This window comes from Streptomyces sp. NPDC048192, from assembly GCF_043202415.1.
Taxonomy (GTDB): Bacteria; Actinomycetota; Actinomycetes; order Streptomycetales; family Streptomycetaceae; genus Streptomyces.
Genome location: NZ_JBIDAL010000009.1, coordinates 71,641 through 94,680, shown reverse-complemented (window position 1 = coordinate 94,680; position 23,040 = coordinate 71,641). Strand labels below are relative to the sequence as shown.

The following is a 23,040-nucleotide window of genomic DNA, read 5'->3' as shown; positions in this document are numbered from 1 at the left end:
GTGCGCGCCGCCGGTCGGCATAGGGCCGTCCCCGTCGTGGTCATAGACTGGTGCGCTGCCCGGTCAACCCCCGCCCGAGAGGCCCGATCCCGCCCATGAAGCTCGTCTTCGCCGGTACCCCCGAGGTCGCCGTTCCCGCTCTGGACGCTCTGATCGCCTCCGGGCGGCACGAGGTCGCCGCCGTCGTCACGCGGCCCGACGCGCCGGCCGGGCGCGGGCGCAGGCTGGTCGCGTCGCCCGTGGCCGAGCGGGCGGAGGAGGCCGGGATCGAGGTGCTGAAGCCGGTCAAGCCGCGGGACCCCGAGTTCCTCGAGCGGCTCAGGGAGATCGCCCCGGACTGCTGCCCGGTCGTCGCCTACGGCGCCCTGCTGCCCCGCGTCGCCCTCGACGTCCCCGCCCACGGCTGGGTCAACCTGCACTTCTCCCTGCTGCCCGCCTGGCGCGGGGCGGCGCCGGTGCAGCACGCCATCATGGCCGGCGACGAGATCACCGGGGCGTCGACGTTCCTCATCGAGGAGGGGCTGGACTCCGGCCCCGTCTACGGCACCGTGACCGAGGAGATCCGGCCCACCGACACCAGCGGCGACCTGCTCACCCGGCTCGCCTTCGCGGGCGCGGGACTGCTCGCCGCGACCATGGACGGCATCGAGGACGGCACCCTGAAGGCCGTGCCGCAGCCGGCCGAGGGCATCACCGTCGCGCCGAAGATCACCGTCGAGGACGCCCAGGTCGACTGGGCCGCGCCCGCGCTGCGCGTGGACCGGGTCGTGCGCGGCTGCACCCCGGCCCCCGGCGCCTGGACCACCTTCCGCGGCGAGCGGCTCAAGCTCATCCAGGTCACGCCGGTGCCCGAGCGCACCGACCTCGCGCCCGGGCAGCCGGCCGTCGGCAAGAACAGCGTGCACGTCGGCACCGGTTCGTACGCCGTCGAGCTGCTGTGGGTGCAGGCCCAGGGCAAGAAGCCGATGCGCGCGGCCGACTGGGCGCGCGGCGTGCGCATCGGCGAGGGCGAGACGCTCGGCGGCTGAGCCCCGGCGGCAGGAGGCGGGGACGCGCCGACGTACGCTGGGAGGCGCATCCCCTTCTTCACCTCCGGAGCACCTTTTTCGTGAGCGAGCAGCAGTCCCGGCGCCCCCGCAGGCCCGCCAAGCCCTACCGCCGTCCGCAGAAGGACCCCGTGCGCATCCTCGCCTTCGAGGCGCTGCGCGCGGTCGACGAGCGGGACGCCTACGCCAACCTCGTGCTGCCTCCGCTGCTGCGCAAGGCCCGCGAGAAGGGCGACTTCGACGCGCGGGACGCCGCCCTCGCCACCGAGCTGGTGTACGGCACGCTGCGGCGGCAGGGGACGTACGACGCGGTGATCGCCGCGTGCGTCGACCGGCCGCTCGGCGAGGTCGACCCGCCGGTGCTCGACGTGCTCGGCCTCGGCGTGCACCAGCTGCTCGGCACCCGGATCCCGGCGCACGCCGCCGTGTCGGCCACCGTGGAGCTGGCGCGGGTGGTGCTCGGCGACGGGCGCGCCAGGTTCGTCAACGCCGTCCTGCGCAAAGTGGCCCGGGACGACCTCGACGGCTGGCTGGAGAAGGTCGCGCCGCCGTACGACGAGGACCCCGAGGACCACCTCGCGGTCGTGCACTCGCATCCCCGCTGGGTCGTCTCCGCGCTCTGGGACTCCCTCGGCGGCGGGCGCGCCGGCATCGAGGAGCTGCTGGAGGCCGACAACGAACGGCCCGAGGTGACCCTGGTGGCGCGGCCGGGCCGGGCCACCGCCGAGGAACTGCTGCGCGAGGACGCCGCCGTGCCGGGGCGCTGGTCGCCGTACGCGGTGCGGCTCGCCGAGGGCGGCGAGCCGGGCGCGGTCGAGGCCGTCCGCGAGGGGCGGGCCGGCGTGCAGGACGAGGGCAGCCAGCTGGTCGCCCTCGCACTCGCGGGCGCGCCGATCGAGGGGACCGACACCAAGTGGCTCGACGGGTGCGCGGGGCCCGGCGGCAAGGCCGCGCTGCTGGCCGCCCTCGCCGCCGAGCGCGGCGCCACCCTGCTCGCCTCCGAGAAGCAGCCGCACCGGGCGGGCCTGGTCGCCAGGGCGCTGGCCGGCAACCCGGGGCCGTACCAGGTCATCGCCGCCGACGGTACCCGGCCGCCGTGGCGGCCCGGCACCTTCGACCGCGTGCTCATGGACGTGCCGTGCACCGGACTCGGCGCCCTGCGCCGGCGCCCCGAGGCCCGCTGGCGGCGCCGCCCCGAGGATCTGGACAACTTCGCGCCGCTCCAGCGCGCCCTCCTGCGCACCGCCCTCGACTCGGTGCGCGTCGGCGGAGTCGTCGGCTACGCCACCTGCTCCCCGCACCTCGCCGAGACCCGCGCGGTCGTCGCCGACGTCCTCAAGCAGCACCCCGACACGGAGCTGATCGACGCCCGTCCGCTGCTGCCGGGCGTACCCGAGCTGGGCGAGGGCCCGGACGTACAGCTCTGGCCCCACCTCCACGGCACGGACGCGATGTACCTGGCGCTGATCCGCAGAACCGCTTGAGACGCCGCTGGGACCAGCCGACCCGGGGGCGCGGGGCTGTATCGATATCCGGCTCGGCCGCGGGGCGCGGGCAACCCACCACCGGCCCGCAGACAAAACACAACCTCACAGGACCGCCGTTACAGCCCGGCGCAGCGGCATGGCAGGCTTGGGTCATGGCCCAGATCAACCCCAGCATCCTGTCCGCCGACTTCGCCCGCCTCGCGGACGAGGCAAAGGCGGTCCAAGGCGCCGACTGGCTCCATGTCGATGTCATGGACAACCACTTCGTCCCGAACCTCACGCTCGGCGTGCCGGTCGTGGAGTCCCTGGCGCGAGCGACGGACACCCCGCTGGACTGCCATCTGATGATCGAGGACCCCGACCGCTGGGCGCCCCAGTACGTCGAGGCGGGCGCCTCCTCCGTCACCTTCCACGTGGAGGCGGCCGCCGCTCCCGTGCGGCTGGCCCGGGAGATCCGCGCCAAGGGCGCCCGCGCCTCCATGGCGCTCAAGCCGGCGACGCCGATCGAGCCGTTCGAGGACCTGCTGCCGGAACTCGACATGCTGCTGATCATGACGGTCGAGCCCGGCTTCGGCGGCCAGGCGTTCCTCGACATCATGCTGCCCAAGATCCGCCGGACCAGGGAGCTGATCGCCAAGCACGGCCTGCAGTTGTGGCTCCAGGTCGACGGCGGCGTCTCGGCCTCGACGATCGAGCGGTGCGCGGAGGCGGGGGCGGACGTCTTCGTGGCCGGCTCGGCCGTCTACGGCGCCGAGGACCCGGCGGAAGCGGTCCGGGCACTGCGCGCGCAGGCGGAGGCGGCCACCGCCCAGGCGTCCTGGGCATGCGACCACTGAGCCACAGCTACGTGAACGGTTAAGTGAAGGCCGCCCTACAGGGCGGATCAGCAGCGCCGAATCTGCAAGGATGAACGGCGAATCCAGAGTGTGAACAGCAGTGAGGAGATCGCCGTGTCGGGTATGTCGGCGGGCCGGTCAGCCATGCGGATGGGACCCGCTGAGCTGGTGCAGGCGGCGGCCATGGCCCGCCGCTTCTACCTCGAGGGCAAGTCCAAGATCCAGATCGCGGAGGAGTTCGGCGTCAGCCGCTTCAAGGTGGCCCGGGTCCTGGAGACGGCCCTCGAACGGGATCTCGTGCGCATCGAGATCCGTGTCCCGGCCGAGCTGGACGCCGAGCGCTCCGACGCGCTGCGCGCCCGCTACGGCCTGCGGCACGCCGTCGTGGTCGAGTCCCCGGCCGACGCGGAGGAGACCCCCGACCCCGAGAACCTCGGCGAGGTCGCGGCCGACCTGCTCGGCGAACTCGTCAACGAGGGGGACGTGCTCGGGCTGGCCTGGGGCCGGTCCACGATCCACATGGCGGCGGCGCTGGACCGGCTGCCGCCGTGCACGGTGGTCCAGCTGACGGGGGTGTACGACGCCGGGACCTCGGAGCGCGGCTCGGTCGAGGCCGTGCGCCGTGCGGCGCAGGTGTCGGGCGGCGACGCCCACCCCATCTACGCGCCGATGCTGCTGCCGGACGCCGCCACCGCCGCGGCGCTGCGCAACCAGACCGGGATCGCGCGGGCCTACGAGTACTTCGACAAGGTCACCGTCGCCTGCGTCTCCATCGGCTCCTGGGAGCCGGGCATCTCGACCGTGCACGACATGCTCAGCGACGAGGAGCGGGCGCACTACGCCTCGCTCGGCGTCGCCGCGGAGATGGCCGCGCACCTCTTCGACGCCGAGGGGCGCCGGATCGGGCGGGACCTGGGAGAGCGGTGCATCACGGTCAAGGCCGACCAGCTGCGCCGAATCCCTGAGGTCGTCGCGATCGCCGGCGGGCAGCGCAAGGCGGCCGCGATCGACGCGGTGCTGCGCTCCGGGCTGGTCACCAGCCTGGTGACGGACACGTCGGCGGCCGACTACCTGATGACGGCGGGCCCCACCCCCAAGCCGGCCCTCAGCCGAGCGGACCCCGACGGCCACTGACGGGGACCACGGCGACCGGTCGAGCCCCGGCGGGTCGTGGCGCCGTGTGCGCGGGACGGCCGTGGCAGCATCGTCCGCATGTTGCCGCGGTTCGTCCTCCACACGCCCAGACGGCCCCTCCTGGCGCCCCGCACGGCCGGACGGTCCCCGGCCTCACCGCAGGCACCGGGACCGCCCCCCGCGCCCCTGCTCGCGGCGGCCCTGCCGCGCCCGCTCGTGGTGCTGCTGGCCGGCCTGGTCCTGCTGTTGCTCGCCGGGTGCTCGTCCGGTTCCGGGGCGGCGACGAGCGCGGGCACGCACGCGCCCGGGACGAGCGCGGGCACCAGCGCGTCCGCGCCGGCGTGGGCGCGGGGGACGGCGACCGTCGACGCGTCCCGGCTGCCGCCCGAGGCCCGCAGGACCCTCGCGCTCATCGACGAGGGCGGCCCCTTCCCGTACGCCAGGGACGGGGTCGTCTTCGGGAACGTCGAGGGGCGCCTGCCGAAGCACCCGCGCGGCTACTACCACGAGTACACCGTCCCGACGCCCGGCTCCCGCGACCGCGGTGCCCGGCGCTTGGTCACCGGCCGGGGCGGGGAGATCTACTACACCGGCGATCACTACAACTCCTTCCGGGCGGTGCTGAGATGAGCGGGGACCTGACGGATCTGGCCGGGCGGCTCGTGGTCGACCTGGACCTCGGCGGGGTCACCGGCAAGGCCGGCCTCATGGACCGCACCGCCCGCGCCCTGGCGCTGCCCGGCTGGTTCGGCCGCAACTGGGACGCGCTCGCCGACTCCCTCGCCGACCACACGGTCTGGCCCGAGGGCGCGGTCGAGCAGGGGCTGCTGATCGTCGTCCGCGGCTGGCAGCCGTACGCCGAGGCGAATCCGGGCGAGTGGCGGATCGCGCAGGACGTGTTCACCGAGGCCGTGGACCGGACGCCCGCCCTCGCCGTCGTCCTGGCCCTCGGGGGATCGGCCCGCTGAGGATCGGCCCTTGGAGGATCCTCCCAGGTGATCGGCGCGCACCCTGGATGTTCCGTCGGGGCGTGCCGGCGACCCCGGCATGGGACAATGAAGTACGTGCTCTTTTCCCCCCGGCGCACCCGTCGGGGGGTCACCTCTGATCGACTGGGATGTGCAGCACGTGCGTTTCCTCAATGACATCCAGCCCGCGTACGACCTGACGTACGACGACGTGTTCATGGTGCCGAGCCGCTCCGCGGTGGGCTCCCGTCAGGGCGTGGACCTCAGCTCGCCGGACGGCACGGGCACCACCATCCCGCTCGTCGTGGCCAACATGACCGCCATCGCCGGCCGTCGCATGGCCGAGACGGTGGCCCGGCGCGGCGGCCTCGTCGTCATCCCGCAGGACATCCCGATCGACGTCGTCACCGATGTCATCTCCTGGGTGAAGAGCCGCCACCTGGTGCTGGACACCCCGATCGTGCTGGCCCCGCACCAGACCGTCGCCGACGCGCTGGCGCTGCTGCCCAAGCGCGCCCACAACGCCGGTGTGGTCGTCGACGAGGAGCAGCGGCCCGTCGGTGTCGTCACCGACGCGGACCTCACCGGCGTCGACCGCTTCACCCAGCTCGAAGTGGTCATGTCGAAGGACCTGCTGCTCCTCGACGCGGACATAGACCCCCGCGAGGCCTTCAACACCCTCGACCAGCACAACCGGCGCTACGCCCCGGCCGTCGACAAGGACGGCAAGCTGGCGGGCATCCTCACCCGCACGGGCGCGCTGCGCGCCACCCTGTACACCCCGGCCGTCGACGCCGCAGGCAGGCTGCGCATCGCCGCCGCCGTCGGCATCAACGGCGATGTGGCGGGCAAGGCCAAGCAGCTGCTCGACGCGGGCGTGGACACGCTCGTCATCGACACCGCGCACGGCCACCAGGAGTCGATGATCAGCGCCATCAGGCTGGTGCGCGCGCTCGACCCGCAGGTGCCGATCGCCGCCGGAAACATCGTCTCCGCCGAGGGCGTCAAGGACCTGATCGACGCGGGCGCGGACATCATCAAGGTCGGTGTGGGCCCCGGCGCCATGTGCACCACCCGCATGATGACCGGCGTGGGCCGGCCGCAGTTCTCCGCGGTGCTGGAGTGCGCCGCCGAGGCGAGGAAGTACGGCAAGCACGTGTGGGCCGACGGCGGCGTGCGGCACCCTCGCGACGTGGCGATGGCCCTCGCGGCCGGCGCCTCCAACGTGATGATCGGCTCCTGGTTCGCCGGCACCTACGAGTCCCCGGGCGACCTCCAGCACGACGCCGACGGCCGTGCCTACAAGGAGTCGTTCGGCATGGCCTCCGCGCGTGCCGTGGCCAACCGCACCTCGGAGGAGTCGGCGTACGACCGTGCCCGCAAGGCGCTGTTCGAGGAGGGCATCTCCACCTCCCGCATGTTCCTCGACCCGGCCCGCCCGGGCGTCGAGGACCTGATCGACTCGATCATCGCGGGCGTCCGCTCCTCCTGCACCTACGCCGGCGCCGCCTCCCTGGAGGAGTTCGCCGAGAAGGCCATCGTCGGCATCCAGAGCGCGGCCGGCTACGCCGAGGGCAAGCCGCTGCACGCCAGCTGGAACTGATCGCACCGCCTGCGCACGGCCCCCGTCCTCCCGATCGCCGGGAGGGCGGGGGCCGTTGCCGTGCAACGGTCCTCAGCGGACGCACAACGATTTGTCATTCCGGGCCGAGGAACGCAATGATCATGCGGGGACGCGCAAGGTTGCTGCATTACGTCCGTGAAGCCCACCCCCGTAAGGTGCTGCGCTGTACATGGCGTGGCGGGGACCCCGCTCGATGGTTCCTGCCGTCCGCAGGCTCCCTCGGTCCCCTCCGCGAGGCCCGGCAAAGGCGCCGGTCCGCCCCATGTGACCGACGGCAGCGAGAAGGAGCCAGCGCGTGCTCGATCAAGGCGCACCCCCGCACGACCGCACAGCGACCGCCCCCGCGTCCCCGGGCGTCGCCGCGCGCCTCATGCGGCGCAAGCCCGTGGAACGCCTGGTCGCGGAGGGCGGCCACGGCGAGGGAGGAACGCTGCGGCGTTCCCTCGGGCTGTGGCAGCTGACCATGATCAGCATCGGTGCCACGCTCGGCACCGGCATCTTCGTCGTCCTCGGCGAGGCCGTCCCGAAAGCGGGCCCGGCCGTCACCCTCTCCTTCGTGATCGCCGGTCTCACCGCGCTGTTCTCGGCCCTGTCCTACGCCGAGCTGGCGGGCACCATCCCGGTCTCCGGTTCCTCGTACTCGTACGCATACGCAACGATGGGCGAACTGATCGCCTGGGTCTGCGGCTGGTGCCTGCTGCTGGAGTACGGCGTCTCGGTCGCCGCCGTGGCCGTGGGCTGGGGCGAGTACCTCAACGAACTGCTCAGCGGCACCATCGGCGTCACCATCCCGCAGGCCCTGTCGGCCCCGCCCGGCGACGGCGGCGTCTTCAACCTGCCCGCGCTGATCGTCGTGCTCCTCGCGATGCTGTTCCTGCTCGGCGGCGCCAAGGAGTCCGCGCGGGCCAACACCGTCATGGTGTGCGTGAAGATCGCCGCGCTGATCCTGTTCTGCGCCATCGGCTTCATGGGCTTCAAGTCCGGCAACTACTCCCACTTCATGCCGCTCGGCATGGCGGGCGTCAGCGCGGCCGGCGCCACGCTGTTCTTCTCGTACATCGGCTTCGACGCCGCCTCCACCGCCGGTGAGGAGGCGAAGGACGCCCAGCGCGACCTGCCGCGCGCGATCATGCTGTCGCTGGTCATCGTGACCGCGCTGTACGTGCTGGTCGCGGCCGTCGCCGTCGGCGCCAAGCCGTGGCGGACCTTCAACGACTCCGAGGCCGCGCTCGCCCAGATCATGAAGGACGTCACCGGGCAGAGCTTCTGGGGCACCCTGCTGGCCTTCTGCGCCGTCATCGCCATCGCGAGCGTCGTGCTGACCGTGCTCTACGGCCAGACCCGCATCCTGTTCGCCATGTCCCGCGACGGACTGGTGCCGAAGATCTTCGCCAAGGTCCACCCGAAGACCGGTGCACCGCGCGCCAACACCGTGATCGTCTCGGTGTTCTGCGGGGTGCTCGCCGCCGCGATCCCGCTGGGCCAGCTGGCGGACGCCACCAGCATCGGCACGCTGTTCGCCTTCGCGCTGGTCAACATCGCGGTCGTGGTGCTGCGCCGGACCCGCCCGCACATGAACCGCACTTTCCGCGTCCCGCTGTCGCCGGTGCTGCCCGCGCTGGGCTTCGCCTTCTGCGTGTGGATGATGGGCAGCCTGTCGACCGTCACCTGGATCGTGTTCGGTGTCTGGATGGCCGTCGGGCTCGTGTTCTACTTCGTATACGGCTATCGCCGTTCCCGTCTCGCGACCGGTGACGACGTCGCGGTGGCGGCAGAGAAGTGACCGAACCGAAGAAGTGAACCACCCCCAGTGCTGAACGATCTCGACGAACGCATCGTGCACGCCCTCGCCGAGGACGCCCGCCGCTCCTACGCGGACATCGGGCAGATGGTCGGCCTGTCCGCGCCCGCGGTCAAGCGGCGCGTGGACCGGCTGCGGGCCACCGGAGCGATCACCGGTTTCACCGTCCGGGTGGATCCGGCGGCGCTCGGCTGGGAGACCGAGGGGTACATCGAGATCTACTGCCGGCGCAACACCTCGCCGGACACCATTCAGCGGGGGCTGGAGCGGTACCAGGAGGTCGTGGCCGCGTCCACCGTCACCGGGGACGCGGACGCGATCGCCCAGGTCTTCGCCTCCGACATGCGCCACTTCGAGCGGGTGCTGGAGCGGATCGCCGGGGAACCGTTCGTGGAGCGCACCAAGTCGGTGCTGGTGCTGTCGCCGTTGCTGCGGCGGTTTTCCTCCGGGGCGCCGGGGTAACGGGCGGATCCGGCTCTACTCCGCCGTCTTCCGCGCCAGCGCGTTGTTGTCGATCGAGTTCCGCACGCTGAAGCTCACCGCGTCCGAGCGGTACCGGTCGTCCGACCACTCCACCGGGCGCCCCTCACGCGTCGTCGTCACGCGCCGCACCCGCAGCAGCGGACTGGTGCGGCGCACTCCCAGCAGCTCGGCGTCCTGGGCGCCCGCCGCCACCGCGTCGATGATGTGCTCGCCGTAGGCGAAAACCAACCCCGTGTCGTCGTACAGGCGTTGGGTGACCGAGGGACAGTCGGGCTCGATGGACGCCACCGCCGGGGAGATCCAGTCGGCGTACACCGTGCGTTCCAGCAACACCGGCTCGCCGTCCAGGCCGCGTACCCGGAGCACATGCAACACCTGTGTGCCGACGGGCAGTTGGAGGCGCACGGCGTCCTCGGCCGTGGCCGGGCGGTACTCCTGGGCCACCACGCGGCCGGTGGCCTCGCGGCCCATCGCGCGGGCCCACTGGGCGAAGCTGCGCAGTTCCTCGAAGCTCTGGCTGCGGCGGCTGGCGAGGACCACGCGCCGGGCGCCCTGCCGGGAGCCGATGAGCCCCTCGGCGGTCAGGGCCGAGACGGCCTGGCGGACCGTGCCGCGCGAGACGCCGTAGTGCGCGGCCAGCTCCGACTCCGAGGGCAGCCGGCTGCCGACCGTGTACTCCTCGCGGTCGATCGCCCGCCGCAGCTCGTCGGCGATCTCCTCGTGTCGCGCCGTCATGCTTCCCCTCTGCTCAGGTCGCTGTGCACAGCGTGACCAGCCTAATCGAGACCTGAGCGTGATCTGCCCGGGTCTGGATTGTGCAGCCAACCAGGGCCCAGAGTTTCGCTCCCGTTTACAGACAGGACACCGCGAGCGGGCGTACTGTGACGCAACTTGTTCAGACAAGTTCTCCGCAACCCTCGTGCGCCCCCTGGAGAGACCGTGACCGTGTCCCTGCCGAGAAACGCCGCACTCGGCGGCTGCATCGCCGTCGTCGCCGCGCTCGCGCTCAGCGCCTGCGGCGCCGCCCCCGACAACGCGTCGACCACCACCAAGGACGGCAAGAGCGCCGCCACCGCCACCTCCGCGGCCGACTTCGGAGGCATGGACGCCCTGGTCAAGGCCGCCAAGAAGGAGGGCGCGCTGCACATCATCGCGGTGCCCCGCGACTGGGCGAACTACGGCGCGATCATCGACGGCTTCCAGAAGAAGTACGGCATCAAGATCCAGGACGAGAGCCCCGACGGCAGCAGCCAGGACGAGATCAACGCCGTCACCACCCGCAAGGGCCAGGACCGCGCCCCCGACGTCCTCGACCTGGGCTCCTCGTTCGCGCTGAGCGCCGCCCAGCAGGGCCTGCTCGCGCCCTACAAGGTGGCCTCCTACGCCGGCATCCCCGCGGCCCAGAAGGACCCGCAGGCCCGCTGGTACAACGACTACGGCGGCTATGTCTCCATCGGCTGCGACGCCAAGCGGGTCAAGCAGTGCCCGACCAGCTTCAAGGACCTGCTCAAGCCCGAGTACAAGGGCCAGGTCGCCCTCAACGGCAACCCCACCAAGTCCGGCTCCGCCTTCGGCGGCGTCTACGCGGCGGCGCTCGCGAACGGCGGCTCCTTCGACGACATACAGCCCGGCCTGGACTTCTTCGCCAAGCTGAAGAAGAACGGCAACTACACGCCCGTCGAGTCCACCCCGGCCACCGTCGAGAAGGGCGAGACGCCCATCTCCATCGACTGGGACTACCTGAACGCCGGGTACGCCGACGAGTTCCGGTCCAAGGGCCTCGACTGGAAGGTCGTCATCCCGAGCGACGGCCAGTACGCCCAGTACTACTCCCAGGCCGTCACCAAGGACGCCCCGCACCCGGCGGCCGCCCGCCTGTGGCAGGAGTACCTGTACAGCACCGAGGGCCAGAACCTGTGGCTCAAGGGCTACGCCCGCCCGGCCCTGATGCCCGCCATGGAGAAGGCCGGGACGCTGGACAAGGCGGCCGCCGCCAAGCTGCCGAAGGTGACCGGCACGCCGTCCTTCCCGACCGAGGCCCAGCAGAGCAAGGCCAAGACGGCCATCGCGCAGGGCTGGGGGAAGGCCGTCTCCGGATGACCGCCGCCCTCCCGCGCGCGGACGTGGCGCCCGTCGCTTCACCGAAGCGACGGCGCCGCGCCCCCGGCTGGCTCGCCGTCGTGCCGCTGCTGGCGTTCACGGCCGTCGCCTTCGGCCTGCCCGCCGTGGCCATCGTCAACGGCGCCTTCTCGGCCGACGACGCCACCACGGGCGCCACCACCTACACCGGCGCCAACATGACGGCCTCGCTGCAGGGCCCGTACCTCACCGCCCTGCTCGGCAGCGTCAAACTGTCCGCGATCTCCGCCGCGCTCGGCGCACTGCTCGGCCTGCCGCTCGCCCAGGCCGTGGTCTCCTCCCGCTCGCCCCGGCTGCGCGAGGCCGTGCTGACCGCCTCCGGCGTGCTCGCCAACTTCGGCGGAGTGCCGCTGGCCTTCGCCTTCGTCGCCACCCTTGGCAACGCCGGCGTCCTCACCGTGCACCTCGGCCTGAGGGACAGCGGCTGGGACCTCTACAGCTTCTGGGGCCTGGTCCTGGTCTACCTGTACTTCCTCGTCCCGCTCATGGTCCTCACCATCACCCCCGCGCTGGACGGCCTGCGCGTCCAGTGGCGCGAGGCCGCGCTGAACAACGGCGCCACCGGCGTGCAGTACTGGCGGCACGTGGCGCTGCCCGTGCTCGCGCCCACGCTGCTCGGCGGCCTGGTGCTGCTGTTCGGCAGCGCCTTCTCCGCCTACGCCACTGCCGCCGCGATGGTCGGCAGCGCGGTCCCGCTGGTCACCCTGCAGATCGCCGACGCCCTGTCCGGCAACGTGCTGGTCGGCCAGGAGAACGTCGCCCTCGCCCTCAGCCTCGACATGGTGCTGGTGGCGGGCCTGGTGATGGCCGTGTACCTGCCCCTTCAGCGAAGGAGCGCCCGATGGCTCGACGCCTGACCCCGTGGCGCTGGGCCGTCCTCGGCCTCGCCGCCCTGTACTTCCTGGTGCCGCTCGCCGCCTCCGTGGTCTTCACGGTGGACGTGCCCGGCCAGGGCCTGACCTTCGACGCCTACACGAAGATCCTCTCCGCCGACGGCTTCCTCTCCAGCCTGCTGCTCTCCCTGGAACTGGCCGTCGCCACCGTCGCGGTCGTGCTGCTGCTGACCGCGCCCGCCGTGGTCGCGCTCCGGCTCGGCGCGCCCCGGCTGCGCCCCGTGGTGGAGGTGGTGTGCTCGCTGCCGCTCGTGGTGCCGCCCATCGCGTTCGTCGCCGGGATCGCCACCGTCCTGAAGTGGGGCCCGGATCACCTCTCCCAGACGCCGCTGTTCGAGACGTTCGTGGTGATCCAGAACGACCGCTTCCCCGTCGTACTCGTCCTCGCCTACGTCGTGATGGCCCTGCCGTTCGTCTACCGGGCCCTGGACGCCGGCCTGCGCGCCATCGACGTACAGACCCTGGTGGAGGCGGCCCGCAGCTGCGGCGCCTCCTGGCCCAGGGCCCTGGTGCGGGCTGTGCTGCCCAATCTGCGCGGCGCCCTGCTGAACGCGTCCTTCCTCACGCTGGCCCTGGTCCTCGGCGAGTTCACGGTCTCCCACCTGCTGGGCTACGCGCCCTTCGCCGTGTGGATCTACGACGTCGGCGGCGAGCAGGCCCAGATGTCCGTCGCCGTGTCCGTGCTCAGCCTGCTCGTCACCTGGGCCCTGCTCCTCGCGCTCGCCGGTGCCGGCGGCGGACGCACCCGAACCGCTTCTTCCCGGGGATGACCACCATGACCGCCACCACGCTCGAGAAGGCCGTCACCGAACAGGCCGCCACCGTCGAATTCCGCGCGCTGCGCCGGGAGTTCGGGCCCACCGTCGCCCTCGACGGGCTCGACCTGACCGTCCGCCCGGGGGAGCTGCTGGCCCTGCTCGGCCCCTCCGGCTGCGGCAAGACCACCGCGCTGCGCATGCTCGCCGGGTTCGAACACCCCGACTCCGGCGCCGTCCTGGTGGACGGCGAGGACATCACCCACGTCCCGGCCCACCGCCGCGACGCCGGCATGGTCTTCCAGTCGTACAGCCTCTTCCCGCACCTGAACGCCGTCGACAACGTCGCCTTCGGGCTGCGCATGCGCGGCGTGCGTACGGCGCAGCGGCGCGCCCGCGCCGCCGAGTTGCTGGACCTGGTCGGCCTCGCCGACAAGGGCGAGCGCTATCCGCACCAGCTCTCCGGCGGCCAGCAGCAGCGCATCGCCCTGGCCCGCGCGCTGGCCCTGCGCCCGCGGGTGCTCCTGCTCGACGAGCCGCTGTCCGCGCTGGACGCCAAGGTGCGGCTCACCCTGCGCGAGGAGATCCGCCGGCTCCAGCAGGAGCTGGGCATCACGACGCTGTTCGTGACGCACGACCAGGAAGAGGCGCTGTCCGTCGCCGACCGGGTCGCGGTCATGCGCGCCGGACGCCTCGAACAGTGCGCCGAGCCGGCCGAGTTGTACGGCCGTCCCGCCACCGCCTTCGTCGCCGAGTTCGTCGGCACCATGAGCCGCATCCCGGGCGAGCTGAAGGACGGCACGGTCGAGGTGCTCGGACAGCGGCTGCCCGCCGACGGCGAGGCGCCCGACGGCCCGGTGGACGTGCTGGTGCGGCCCGAGGCCGTCCACGTGCGCCCGGACGAGCAGGGCACCGCGCGAGTCGTCGCGATGGCCTTCCTCGGCGCGGTCGTCCGCGTCACCGTACGGCTCGCCGACGGCACCGAGGCCAAGGCCGACCTGCCCGCCCACGAGGCCGCGGCGCTCGGCGCCGGAACCCCCGCCGGCCTGTCCCTGCCGGAGCGGCCGGTGCTCGTGGCCGAACGCATCCAGAAGTGAGGAATCTCCCGAACGTGACCCCCCACATCCCTCAGCTCCCGCTGCAGGCCGTCCTGTTCGACATGGACGGCACGCTCGTCGACACCGAGCGCCTGTGGTGGGAGGCGGTGCAGCACGTCGCCGGACGCCCGCTGACCGAGGCCGACCAGCCGGACGTGCTCGGCCGCCCGGTGGAGCACACCGCCGCCTGGCTCGCGGCGGCCACCGGCAGGCCGGCCGCCGACCTCGCGGCCGGCCTGCACCGGGAGTTCGCCGAGCGCGTCCGCACCGGCATCGTGCCCCGGCCCGGCGCCCTGGACCTGCTGGACGCGCTGGCCGCCCACGGCGTTCCCGTCGCCCTGGTCACCGCGTCCCCCCGCGCGGTCGCCGGCATCGTCCTGGACGCCCTGGGCGCGGAGCGCTTCGCGGCCTCCGTCACCGCCGACGACACCGCCCGCACCAAGCCCGCCCCCGACCCCTACCGGGCCGCCTGCCGCGCCCTCGGCGTCGACCCCGCCGGGTGTGTGGCCGTCGAGGACACCGAGACCGGCGTCGCCTCCGCCGAGGCAGCCGGCTGCGCCGTCCTCGCCGTGCCGTCCCTCGCACCCATCGGCGCCGCCCCTGGCCGGACCGTACGGGACAGCCTCGCCGGGGTGACGATCGAGGAACTGCGGCGGATGATCGAGCCGGAGCTGCGGGTGATGAGCTGGAACCTGTGGCTCGGCGGCAGCCCGGTCGACGACCACCGCGCCAAGCAGCTCAAGGCGATCCTGGACAGCGGCGCCGACGTCGTCGGGCTGCAGGAGACCGGCGGCACCGCCGCCCAGGAACTCGCCGAGGCCCTCGGCTGGCACCACCACCGGGCCGGCGAGAACCTCGGCGTCATCAGCCGGCACCCCATCACCGCCCGCCTCGGCGACCCGGACGTCGGCTTCTACGGCGCCGCGGGCGTCCGGATCGCCGTGGCGCCCGGCCGCGAGGTCGACGTGTGGACCGCCCATCTGCACTACACGCCCTACGGCCCCTACGAGGCGGCCTTCGACGGGCTGCCGGCCGCCGAGCTGGTCGCCCACGAGGAACTGCGGCTGAGCCAGCTGCGGGAGGCGCTGGCCCGCATCGACGCAGCCTCGCGCGACGGCGTCCCGGTCGTCCTCGTCGGCGACTTCAACTGCCCCTCCCACCTGGACCGGCCGGAGGTGCCCTGGCCGGTGACGCGGGCCGCCGAGGCGGCGGGCTTCGCCGACTCCTACCGCGAGGCCCACCCAGACCCCGCCGCCGAGCCCGGCCACACCTGGTCGCCCATCCACCCGGTGCACGAGGACGGCAGCGGCCGGCCCGAACCCCAGGACCGGATCGACTACGTGCTGCACCGGGGCCTGACCGTGCGGGACGCCCGCACCCTCGTCACCGGCAGCCCGCGGCCCTGGCCGGACGTCGCGGACAACGACTGGCCCTCCGACCACGCGGCGGTCCTCACCACCTTCGCGCTGCCGCCGAGGCCCGCCTGAGCGGGAGTTACCGATGGTCACCATTGCGGTACGCGGTGCCGTCCCGTAGGTTGTGCCGGACTTTCTACTGACTGGTAACACCGGTAGGTGCCCCATGCGCTGGCCCCTCGGCCGTCCCACCACCGTCCGCACGCGGATCGTGGCGCTCGCGCTCGCGCCGGCCGTCGCGCTGATGGCGCTGTGGAGCTTCGCCATGTGGTCCGTCACCGGTGAGACCCGCGCGCTGATCCGGCTACAGGGGGTGTACGAGGACTTCGGCACCCCCGTGGACACCGCGGTCGGGCAGATCCAGATCGAGCGCCGGATGTCCGCGGCCTACCTCGGCGCCCGCCTCGACACGGCGGCGGCCGGCCGGCTGCTGGAACAGCAGCGCCGTACCGATCGGGCCGTGGACGCCATGCGGCAGGCGATCCGGGGCGGCGACCGCGGCCGGCTCACGGCACGGCAGCGGCAGGCGCTGGACGCCATGGACGCGGCCACCGGGAAGCTGGACGGGCTGCGCACACGGGTGCTGTCCCGGCGGATCACCTGGGACCGGGCCGTGGACGAGTACAGCGCGCTGGTGGAGCCCGGCTTCGACGTGCAGTCCACGCTCACCGCCCTGCAGGCCGGACAGCTCGCCCGCGAGGCACAGGTCGTCATCGAGCTGGTGCGGGTCCGCGAGTTCGTCTCCCGGGAGGACGCGCTCGTCGCCGGGGCACGGGCGGCCGGCACGCTGACCGGCGGGCAGTACGGCACGCTGACCGCGACCATCGAGGACCGCCGGGTGTTCCAGCGGACGTACGTGCCGGACCTGCCCGCCGACTCGCGCGCCCTGTTCGAGGACTTCCAGCGCGGGGAGCTGTACGGCTCGCTGGTGCGCGGCGAGGACGCGCTGCTGCGGGCCGGGGCCGCGGGCGCCGGGCGGGCCGTCGCGGCGGACACCTGGCGGTCCACCACCGACCGCGCCGTGAAGCGGTACATGCAGCTGTGCACGCGGTCCGCGGAGAACTCCGCCGCGCGCGGCCGGGCCTTCGCCTACCGGGAGCTGACCAAGGCGGCCGTCGTCGGAGCCGTGGGCCTCGCCGCCGCGGCGCTCTCGCTGTGGTTCGCCGTGCGCGGCGCCCGGCGCATCTCACGCCGCCTGGAGACCCTGCGGGACGCGGCGGACCTGCTGACCCAGCGTCAGCTTCCTGACGTGATGCGCCGGTTGAGCGCGGGGGAGGACGTGGACGCGGTGGCCGACGCGCCGCCGCTGGCCGCCGACGAGGTGCGCGACGACGAGATCGGGCAGGTCGGCCGGTCCTTCAACGCCGCGCGGCTCGCAGCCGTCGAGGCCGCTGTCAGGCAGGCGACCCTGCGCAAGGGCCTGTTCGCGGTGCTGCTCAACATCGCCCGCCGCAACCAGGCGCTGGTGCACCGGCAGTTGAAGCTCGTCGACACCCTGGAGCGGCGCACCGACGACCCCGACGTGCTGCGCGAGCTGTTCCGCATCGACCACCTGACCACGCGCATGCGCCGGCACGCGGAGAGCCTGATCATCCTCTCCGGCGCCGCACCCGGCCGCCGCTGGCGCCGGCCCGTGCCGGTCGCGGACGTCGTCGCCTCCGCCGTCGGCGAGATCGAGGACTACGCGCGCGTGGTGGTGCCGCCCATGCCGGAGACCGGCGTGGCGGCGGACGCGGTCGCCGACGTCGTCCACCTCCTCGCCGAACTCCTGGAGAACGCCACGGTGTTCTCGCCCCCGCACACCCAGGTCACCCTGCGCACCGGGCGGGCCGGGGGCGGCTTCGTCCTGGAGATCGACGACCGCGGCCTCGGCCTCGACACCGAAGCCCGCGCCCGCGCCCAGGCCACCCTCAGCGACCCCGACACCTTCGACCCCACCCGCCACGACCGCCTCGGCCTGTACGTGGTCGGCCGCCTCGCCGCCCGCCACGCCATCGAGGTGAGCCTGCGCGACTCCCCCTACGGCGGTACGACGGCGGTGGTGCTCCTGCCGGACGCGGTACTGGCACCGGTCGAGCCTCGCACGTCCGGGGCGGCGGTACGGGAGCTGCCCACGCGGAAGCGGACGTCCGCGTCCGCGCCGAGTCGGCCGTCCGGACCGTCCGGGGGCGCCCTGTCCGCGCCGGGTGAGCCGCCCGGACCGTCCCCAGGCCGCCCGTCCCCGCGGCAGCGCCTCGCGTCCGTGCCGGCGCCGGGCGCCGGGGGCGTGACCGGGGCGGCGTCGCAGCACAGTCCGTCGGCTCCGGGCGTCCCGGAACCGGGAGCCGCCCGCGCGAGGCCGTCGGACGGGAGCACGGCCGGGGCCGGTGGCGCCCCGGGCGCCGGCTCCGCACCGCCGCCCGGGGAAGGGGCGGAGTCGTCGCCCGCGCGCGGAGAGCGGCCGGCATCCGTGCCCGCGCGCGGAGAGCGGCCGGAGCCCTCGCCCGCGCGCGGACACGAGGCCGTGTCCGAGTCGCCCGCGCACCCGCCGGCCCTGCCCACCCGCGTCCGGCAGGCCTCTCTCACCCGGGAGCTCCGGGACGAGCCGCCGGCCCGGGAGAGCGGGGCCGGGACGCGGCTCGACCCCGAGGAGATGCGGGCGGTCTTCGGCGCCTTCCAGCGCGGCCTGGAGCGCGGCCGCCAAGGCCTGCCGGTGACCGGCGAGGCCGCCCGGAGTTCCGGAGCCGCCGGACCGACGGCGCCGCAACCCTCCGGGGGCGCGAGGCCGAGTCCGAATGCGCGGCTCCACCGCCGGGACGCGACCGGCCCCCACGCATCCGCACCCGAAGACGGACCCGCACCCGCCCCCTCGGACGACACGATCAGCGACAGCGCGACCACCCACGCCCACGAAGGGACGGACACCGACGATGCCCGGTGACGAACAGAGGCCCGAGCAACCCGTCGAGACCAGCGCAGCGCCCGGCACGGACCTCGGCTGGCTGCTGGACGATCTCGTGGCGCGCACGGACCATGTGCGCCAGGCCGTGCTGCTGACCGCCGACGGCCTGCCGCTCAGCACCTCCGAGGGGATGCGGCGGCGGGACGTCGAGCACCTGGCCGCCGTCTGCTCCGGTTTCCACGGCCTGGCCCGCTCGGCGGGGGAGCGGTTCGCCGCGGGCGAGGTGCGGCAGACGATGGTGATGCTGGACGACGCCTACCTCTTCATCACCCCGGCCGGCCACGGCAGCCGGCTCGCCGTCCTGAGCGAGGCCGGCACCGACGTCGGCCAGCTCGCCCACGAGATGGCCCTGCTCGTGCGCCGCCTCGGCCGCCACCTGGACGCGGCCGCCCGCACCGCCAGATGATCCCGCGGTGAGCGACGAGCACTGGTACGAGGACGAGACCGGGCCGATGGTGCGCCCCTACACGGTGACCAGGGGCCGCACCCGGCCCTCGGCCGCCCTCGCCGTCGACCTGATGTCCCGCGTCACCGCGCTCGACACCGGCGCGCCCGCACCGGCCGTCGACCACGCCGGCGCCGCGCTGCTCGAGCTGGTCCGGCGCGGCCCGCGGCCCGTCGTGGAACTGGCCGCCGACGCCGACCTGCCCCTGACCGTCCTCAGGGTCCTGCTCGGCGACCTGGCCGAGGCGGGCCTGATCCGCATCGACGCCCCCCGCCGCCACCCGGCCGGCGGCGACCCGGCGACCGATCCCGGGCTGCTGCGGGAGATCATGGAGCGCCTGAAGGAACTGTAGCCGGCCGGGGCAGGGGCAGCGGGCCGAAGGACCCCGGGCACGCCCACCGGCGCGCGCAACGAATCGCCGTTCCGGGGCCGCCGTACGCAACGAACCGCGCACGGGCGCGCAACGGCTCCTTCTTGTCCGGCCGAGCGCGCCGACCGTACCTTCTTCATGGCCCCGAAAAAACGTCGTGGCCGCCCCCGACAAGCCTCTTTTCCGGTGAGGACCCGCATGCGCACCGCCCTGCTCCAGAGCTCCGGCCGCCCCGGCTCCGTCGCCGAGAACCTCAAGGTCCTCGACGATGCCGCGGGCCGGGCCGCCGCCGCGGGCGCCGCGCTGCTCGCCGCACCGGAGATGTTCCTGACCGGGTACGCGATCGGCGAGGCCATCGCCCGCCTCGCCGAGCCCGCCGACGGCGACTCCGCCGACGCGATCGCCGAGACCGCCGGCCGGCACGGCATCGCGATCGCCTACGGCTACCCGGAGCGCGACGGCGAGACGGTGTACAACTCCGCCCAGCTGATCGCCGCCGACGGCACCCGCCTCGCGAACTACCGCAAGACCCACCTCTTCGGCTGCGCCGAGCGCGACCACTTCGCGCCCGGCGAGCAGTCCCTCGTCCAGGCCCGGCTGGGCGGCCTGACCGTCGGCCTCATGATCTGCTACGACGTCGAGTTCCCCGAGAACGCGCGCGCCCACGCCCTGGCCGGCACCGACCTGCTCGTCGTGCCCACGGCGAACATGCACCCGTTCCAGTTCGTGGCCGAGGCCATGGTGCCGGTGCGCGCCTGGGAGAACCAGATGTACGTCGCGTACGTCAACCGGGTCGGGCACGAGGGCGAGTTCGAGTTCTTCGGCCTGTCCGCCCTCGCCGGCCCCGACGGCATCGCCCGCGCCCGCGCCGGCCGCGGCGAGGAACTGGTGGTCGCCGACGTCGACCCCGCCTTCCTGGCCGCCTCCCGCGAGGCGAACCCGTACCTGAAGGACCGCCGCCCCGGTCTGTACGGGTCCCTCGTCTGACCTCCCCCGAGCCCTTCCCCGTACCACCCCGCGCAAGGAGTCCGTACCTCATGACGTCCACGGTGCCCAACGCCGTCGAGCACACCGACGAGCAGCAGCCGCCGATCACCATGTTCGGCCCGGACTTCCCGTACGCCTACGACGACTTCCTCGCCCACCCGGCGGGCCTCGGCCAGATACCCGCGACCGAGCACGGCACCGAGGTCGCGGTCATCGGCGGCGGCCTGTCCGGCATCGTGGCCGCGTACGAGCTGATGAAGATGGGCCTCAAGCCCGTCGTCTACGAGGCCGACCAGATCGGCGGCCGGCTGCGCACCGTCGGCTTCGAGGGCTGCGACGAGTCGCTGACCGCCGAGATGGGCGCGATGCGCTTCCCGCCGTCCTCCACCGCCCTCCAGCACTACATCGACATGGTCGGCCTGGAGACCAAGCCCTTCCCGAACCCGCTGGCCGAGGCCACCCCCTCGACCGTCGTGGACCTCAAGGGCGAGTCGCACTACGCCGAGACCATCGACGATCTGCCCCAGGTGTACCGGGACGTCGCCGAGGCCTGGAACAAGTGCCTGGAGGAGGGCGCCGACTTCTCCGACATGAACCGCGCCATGCGCGAGCGGGACGTGAAGCGCATCCGCGAGATCTGGGCGAAGCTCGTCGAGAAGCTCGACAACCAGACCTTCTACGGCTTCCTCTGCGAGTCGGAGGCCTTCAAGTCCTTCCGGCACCGCGAGATCTTCGGCCAGGTCGGCTTCGGCACCGGCGGCTGGGACACCGACTTCCCGAACTCCATCCTGGAGATCCTGCGCGTCGTCTACACCGAGGCCGACGACCACCACCGCGGCATCGTCGGCGGCTCGCAGCAGCTGCCGCTGCGGCTGTGGGAGCGCGAGCCGGAGAAGATCGTCCACTGGCCGTACGGCACCTCGCTGAAGTCCCTGCACGTGGACGGCGAGCCGCGCCCGGCCGTGACCCGGCTGCACCGCACCGCCGGCAACCGGATCACGGTGACGGACGCGAACGGCGACATCCGCACCTACAAGGCGGCGATCTTCACCGCGCAGTCCTGGATGCTGCTGTCCAAGATCGAGTGCGACGACTCGCTCTTCCCGATCGACCACTGGACCGCGATCGAGCGCACCCACTACATGGAGTCCAGCAAGCTCTTCGTTCCCGTCGACCGGCCGTTCTGGCTGGACAAGGACGAGGAGACCGGCCGGGACGTCATGTCGATGACGCTCACCGACCGCATGACCCGCGGCACCTACCTGCTCGACGACGGCCCCGGCAAGCCCGCCGTCATCTGCCTGTCCTACACCTGGTGCGACGACAGCCTGAAGTGGCTGCCGCTGTCCGCGAACGAGCGGATGGAGGTCATGCTGAAGTCGCTCGGCGAGATCTACCCGAAGGTCGACATCAGGAAGCACATCATCGGCAGCCCGGTGACGGTCTCCTGGGAGAACGAGCCCTACTTCATGGGCGCGTTCAAGGCCAACCTGCCGGGTCACTACCGCTACCAGCGGCGCCTGTTCACGCACTTCATGCAGGACCGGCTCCCGGAGGACAAGCGGGGCATCTTCCTCGCCGGCGACGACATCTCCTGGACCGCCGGCTGGGCCGAGGGCGCCGTGCAGACCGCGCTGAACGCGGTCTGGGGCGTCATGCACCACTTCGGCGGCGAGACCGACCCGGCCAACCCCGGCCCGGGTGACGTGTACGACGAGATCGCCCCTGTGGAGCTGCCCGAGGACTGACCGGACAACGAGCAAGGAACAAGGCGCGGGCGGCCGGAGTCGGACTCCGGCCGCCCGCGCCTTTTGCCGCGGCCCCTGCCGGGTCAGCCGGTGAGCGGGGTCAGCAGCATCCGCCCGGCGAGTCCCACGGCGGCGTCCAGCCGTTCGGTGAACTCCTCGGCGATGCCGCCGCAGTGGCGCAGCGCCCACAGGGTCCGGGCCGCGACCCAGGCGGCGTCCCGGGCCCGCTCCAGGCTCCAGCAGCTCAGCAGGTGGGTGAGCGGATCGGCGAGCTGGAGCAGGTCGGGGCCCGGCATCAGGTCCTCGCGGACGCGCTCCTCCAGCGCGACGAGGAGATCGCCCACGCGGTCGAACTCGTCCTCCAGATCGGGTGGTTCGCAGCCGAGGGTGCGGCAGGCGTCCACCACGGCGAGCGCCAGGTCGTGCCCGACGTGCGCGTTGATGCCCGCGAGCGCGAACTGCAGGGGCCGTACCCCGGGGTGGCGGCGGAGCTGGAACAGCGGGCGCCAGCAGGCGGGCGGACGGAGGTCGGCGGCGGCCGCGTCGACCGCCGCCAGATAGCGCTCGGCGAACCGCACGTCCAGCGCGATCGCCGCACGTGCGTCCGGGAACGCCCCGGTGTCCACGCGCCGGTCGATCTCCTCGGTGACGGCGAGGTAGACGCGGTTGAACACGGCGACGCCGTCCTGTTCGGGCAGCGTCGCGCCGAGGGCGCGCATCCGGGAGACGACCGCGTCGACGGGAGTGGTGAGGTGTTCCAGCTGCGCCATGGGGGAAGGGTCGCAGGCCCGGGACGGCGGGCGCGCCCGACCGGCCCGGTGCTTCGCCGGAACGGGGGAACGGCCCGCGTCCCGGGTCTTCCCCCTGTCGT

21 protein-coding genes are annotated in these 23,040 nt (G+C 73.3%); 19 read left to right on the top strand and 2 right to left on the bottom strand.

What is annotated here, in order from left to right; translation table 11 throughout:
• Positions 1 to 95: 95 nt before the first annotated feature.
• From fmt to ACGFZN_RS20440, 9 genes are all read left to right on the top strand, one after another.
• On the top strand, positions 96 to 1,028 hold the full coding sequence (gene fmt / locus ACGFZN_RS20480; protein WP_393859889.1) for a methionyl-tRNA formyltransferase: 933 nt from the start codon (positions 96 to 98) through the stop codon (positions 1,026 to 1,028).
• 80 nt (positions 1,029 to 1,108) lie between these two features.
• The gene (locus tag ACGFZN_RS20475; protein WP_393859888.1) at positions 1,109 to 2,530 is read left to right on the top strand and encodes an RsmB/NOP family class I SAM-dependent RNA methyltransferase; all 1,422 of its coding nucleotides are present in this window, start codon (positions 1,109 to 1,111) and stop codon (positions 2,528 to 2,530) included.
• 155 nt (positions 2,531 to 2,685) lie between these two features.
• Entirely contained in the window at positions 2,686 to 3,369 is a 684-nt protein-coding gene (gene rpe, locus ACGFZN_RS20470; protein WP_393859887.1) for a ribulose-phosphate 3-epimerase, read from the top strand.
• Between the two features lie 90 nt (positions 3,370 to 3,459).
• Complete coding sequence (locus tag ACGFZN_RS20465) at positions 3,460 to 4,503, top strand: sugar-binding transcriptional regulator (protein ID WP_393859886.1); 1,044 nt, start codon at positions 3,460 to 3,462, stop codon at positions 4,501 to 4,503.
• A 186-nt stretch (positions 4,504 to 4,689) separates the two neighbouring features.
• A complete protein-coding gene (locus tag ACGFZN_RS20460; RefSeq protein WP_393860199.1) occupies positions 4,690 to 5,133 on the top strand; it encodes a ribonuclease domain-containing protein in 444 nt (147 codons plus the stop codon).
• Complete coding sequence (locus ACGFZN_RS20455) at positions 5,130 to 5,471, top strand: barstar family protein (RefSeq protein ID WP_393859885.1); 342 nt, start codon at positions 5,130 to 5,132, stop codon at positions 5,469 to 5,471. Before ACGFZN_RS20460 ends, ACGFZN_RS20455 begins: the two co-directional genes overlap by 4 nt.
• Before the next feature lie 160 nt (positions 5,472 to 5,631).
• Positions 5,632 to 7,074 (top strand): GuaB1 family IMP dehydrogenase-related protein, encoded by a 1,443-nt coding sequence (locus ACGFZN_RS20450; RefSeq protein WP_393859884.1) that lies wholly within the window; start codon positions 5,632 to 5,634, stop codon positions 7,072 to 7,074.
• A gap of 316 nt (positions 7,075 to 7,390) precedes the next feature.
• A complete protein-coding gene (locus ACGFZN_RS20445) occupies positions 7,391 to 8,878 on the top strand; it encodes an amino acid permease (protein WP_393859883.1) in 1,488 nt (495 codons plus the stop codon).
• 27 nt (positions 8,879 to 8,905) lie between these two features.
• Positions 8,906 to 9,358: an Lrp/AsnC family transcriptional regulator gene (locus ACGFZN_RS20440; RefSeq protein ID WP_031174468.1), complete on the top strand. Its 453-nt coding sequence runs from the start codon at positions 8,906 to 8,908 to the stop codon at positions 9,356 to 9,358.
• A 15-nt stretch (positions 9,359 to 9,373) separates the two neighbouring features.
• Here the strand turns inward: ACGFZN_RS20440 and ACGFZN_RS20435 are convergent, their stop codons facing one another.
• The gene (locus ACGFZN_RS20435; protein WP_393859882.1) at positions 9,374 to 10,114 is read right to left on the bottom strand and encodes a GntR family transcriptional regulator; all 741 of its coding nucleotides are present in this window, start codon (positions 10,112 to 10,114) and stop codon (positions 9,374 to 9,376) included.
• A gap of 204 nt (positions 10,115 to 10,318) precedes the next feature.
• Between ACGFZN_RS20435 and ACGFZN_RS20430 the strand changes: the two genes are divergently transcribed.
• The 10 genes from ACGFZN_RS20430 (at position 10,319) to ACGFZN_RS20385 (ending at position 22,169) form a co-directional block, all read left to right on the top strand.
• Positions 10,319 to 11,479 carry an ABC transporter substrate-binding protein gene (locus tag ACGFZN_RS20430; RefSeq protein ID WP_393859881.1) on the top strand — a complete coding sequence of 387 codons (1,161 nt, stop codon included), beginning with the start codon at positions 10,319 to 10,321 and terminating at the stop codon, positions 11,477 to 11,479.
• Complete coding sequence (locus ACGFZN_RS20425; protein WP_393859880.1) at positions 11,476 to 12,375, top strand: ABC transporter permease; 900 nt, start codon at positions 11,476 to 11,478, stop codon at positions 12,373 to 12,375. The genes ACGFZN_RS20430 and ACGFZN_RS20425 overlap by 4 nt, the downstream gene beginning before the upstream one ends.
• Positions 12,360 to 13,181, top strand: a complete 822-nt coding sequence (locus ACGFZN_RS20420; protein WP_393859879.1) for an ABC transporter permease — start codon at positions 12,360 to 12,362, stop codon at positions 13,179 to 13,181. Before ACGFZN_RS20425 ends, ACGFZN_RS20420 begins: the two co-directional genes overlap by 16 nt.
• 5 nt (positions 13,182 to 13,186) lie before the next feature.
• The gene (locus ACGFZN_RS20415; protein WP_393859878.1) at positions 13,187 to 14,263 is read left to right on the top strand and encodes an ABC transporter ATP-binding protein; all 1,077 of its coding nucleotides are present in this window, start codon (positions 13,187 to 13,189) and stop codon (positions 14,261 to 14,263) included.
• A 14-nt stretch (positions 14,264 to 14,277) separates the two neighbouring features.
• The gene (locus ACGFZN_RS20410) at positions 14,278 to 15,750 is read left to right on the top strand and encodes an HAD-IA family hydrolase (RefSeq protein ID WP_393859877.1); all 1,473 of its coding nucleotides are present in this window, start codon (positions 14,278 to 14,280) and stop codon (positions 15,748 to 15,750) included.
• Positions 15,751 to 15,844: 94 nt separating this feature from the next.
• Complete coding sequence (locus tag ACGFZN_RS20405; protein WP_393859876.1) at positions 15,845 to 18,598, top strand: nitrate- and nitrite sensing domain-containing protein; 2,754 nt, start codon at positions 15,845 to 15,847, stop codon at positions 18,596 to 18,598.
• Positions 18,588 to 19,025: a roadblock/LC7 domain-containing protein gene (locus ACGFZN_RS20400; RefSeq protein WP_393859875.1), complete on the top strand. Its 438-nt coding sequence runs from the start codon at positions 18,588 to 18,590 to the stop codon at positions 19,023 to 19,025. The genes ACGFZN_RS20405 and ACGFZN_RS20400 overlap by 11 nt, the downstream gene beginning before the upstream one ends.
• A gap of 7 nt (positions 19,026 to 19,032) precedes the next feature.
• Positions 19,033 to 19,416, top strand: a complete 384-nt coding sequence (locus tag ACGFZN_RS20395; RefSeq protein WP_393859874.1) for a DUF742 domain-containing protein — start codon at positions 19,033 to 19,035, stop codon at positions 19,414 to 19,416.
• Between the two features lie 216 nt (positions 19,417 to 19,632).
• Positions 19,633 to 20,421, top strand: coding sequence for a carbon-nitrogen hydrolase family protein (locus ACGFZN_RS20390; protein WP_393859873.1), 789 nt, complete (start codon positions 19,633 to 19,635; stop codon positions 20,419 to 20,421).
• A gap of 50 nt (positions 20,422 to 20,471) precedes the next feature.
• Complete coding sequence (locus ACGFZN_RS20385) at positions 20,472 to 22,169, top strand: flavin monoamine oxidase family protein (RefSeq protein WP_393859872.1); 1,698 nt, start codon at positions 20,472 to 20,474, stop codon at positions 22,167 to 22,169.
• Positions 22,170 to 22,252: 83 nt separating this feature from the next.
• Here ACGFZN_RS20385 and ACGFZN_RS20380 read toward each other — a convergent pair whose 3' ends face one another.
• On the bottom strand, positions 22,253 to 22,939 hold the full coding sequence (locus ACGFZN_RS20380) for a DUF5995 family protein (protein WP_393859871.1): 687 nt from the start codon (positions 22,937 to 22,939) through the stop codon (positions 22,253 to 22,255).
• Positions 22,940 to 23,040 lie beyond the last annotated feature (101 nt).

Coding starts and splice junctions, on each gene's coding strand:
- ACGFZN_RS20400 (WP_393859875.1), top strand. CDS start 18,588: ATGCCCGGTGACGAACAGAGGCCCGAGCAACCCGTCGAGACCAGCGCA.
- ACGFZN_RS20455 (WP_393859885.1), top strand. CDS start 5,130: ATGAGCGGGGACCTGACGGATCTGGCCGGGCGGCTCGTGGTCGACCTG.
- ACGFZN_RS20390 (WP_393859873.1), top strand. CDS start 19,633: ATGCGCACCGCCCTGCTCCAGAGCTCCGGCCGCCCCGGCTCCGTCGCC.
- ACGFZN_RS20380 (WP_393859871.1), bottom strand. CDS start 22,939: ATGGCGCAGCTGGAACACCTCACCACTCCCGTCGACGCGGTCGTCTCC.
- ACGFZN_RS20385 (WP_393859872.1), top strand. CDS start 20,472: ATGACGTCCACGGTGCCCAACGCCGTCGAGCACACCGACGAGCAGCAG.
- ACGFZN_RS20405 (WP_393859876.1), top strand. CDS start 15,845: ATGCGCTGGCCCCTCGGCCGTCCCACCACCGTCCGCACGCGGATCGTG.
- ACGFZN_RS20415 (WP_393859878.1), top strand. CDS start 13,187: ATGACCGCCACCACGCTCGAGAAGGCCGTCACCGAACAGGCCGCCACC.
- rpe (WP_393859887.1), top strand. CDS start 2,686: ATGGCCCAGATCAACCCCAGCATCCTGTCCGCCGACTTCGCCCGCCTC.
- ACGFZN_RS20425 (WP_393859880.1), top strand. CDS start 11,476: ATGACCGCCGCCCTCCCGCGCGCGGACGTGGCGCCCGTCGCTTCACCG.
- ACGFZN_RS20435 (WP_393859882.1), bottom strand. CDS start 10,114: ATGACGGCGCGACACGAGGAGATCGCCGACGAGCTGCGGCGGGCGATC.
- fmt (WP_393859889.1), top strand. CDS start 96: ATGAAGCTCGTCTTCGCCGGTACCCCCGAGGTCGCCGTTCCCGCTCTG.
- ACGFZN_RS20420 (WP_393859879.1), top strand. CDS start 12,360: ATGGCTCGACGCCTGACCCCGTGGCGCTGGGCCGTCCTCGGCCTCGCC.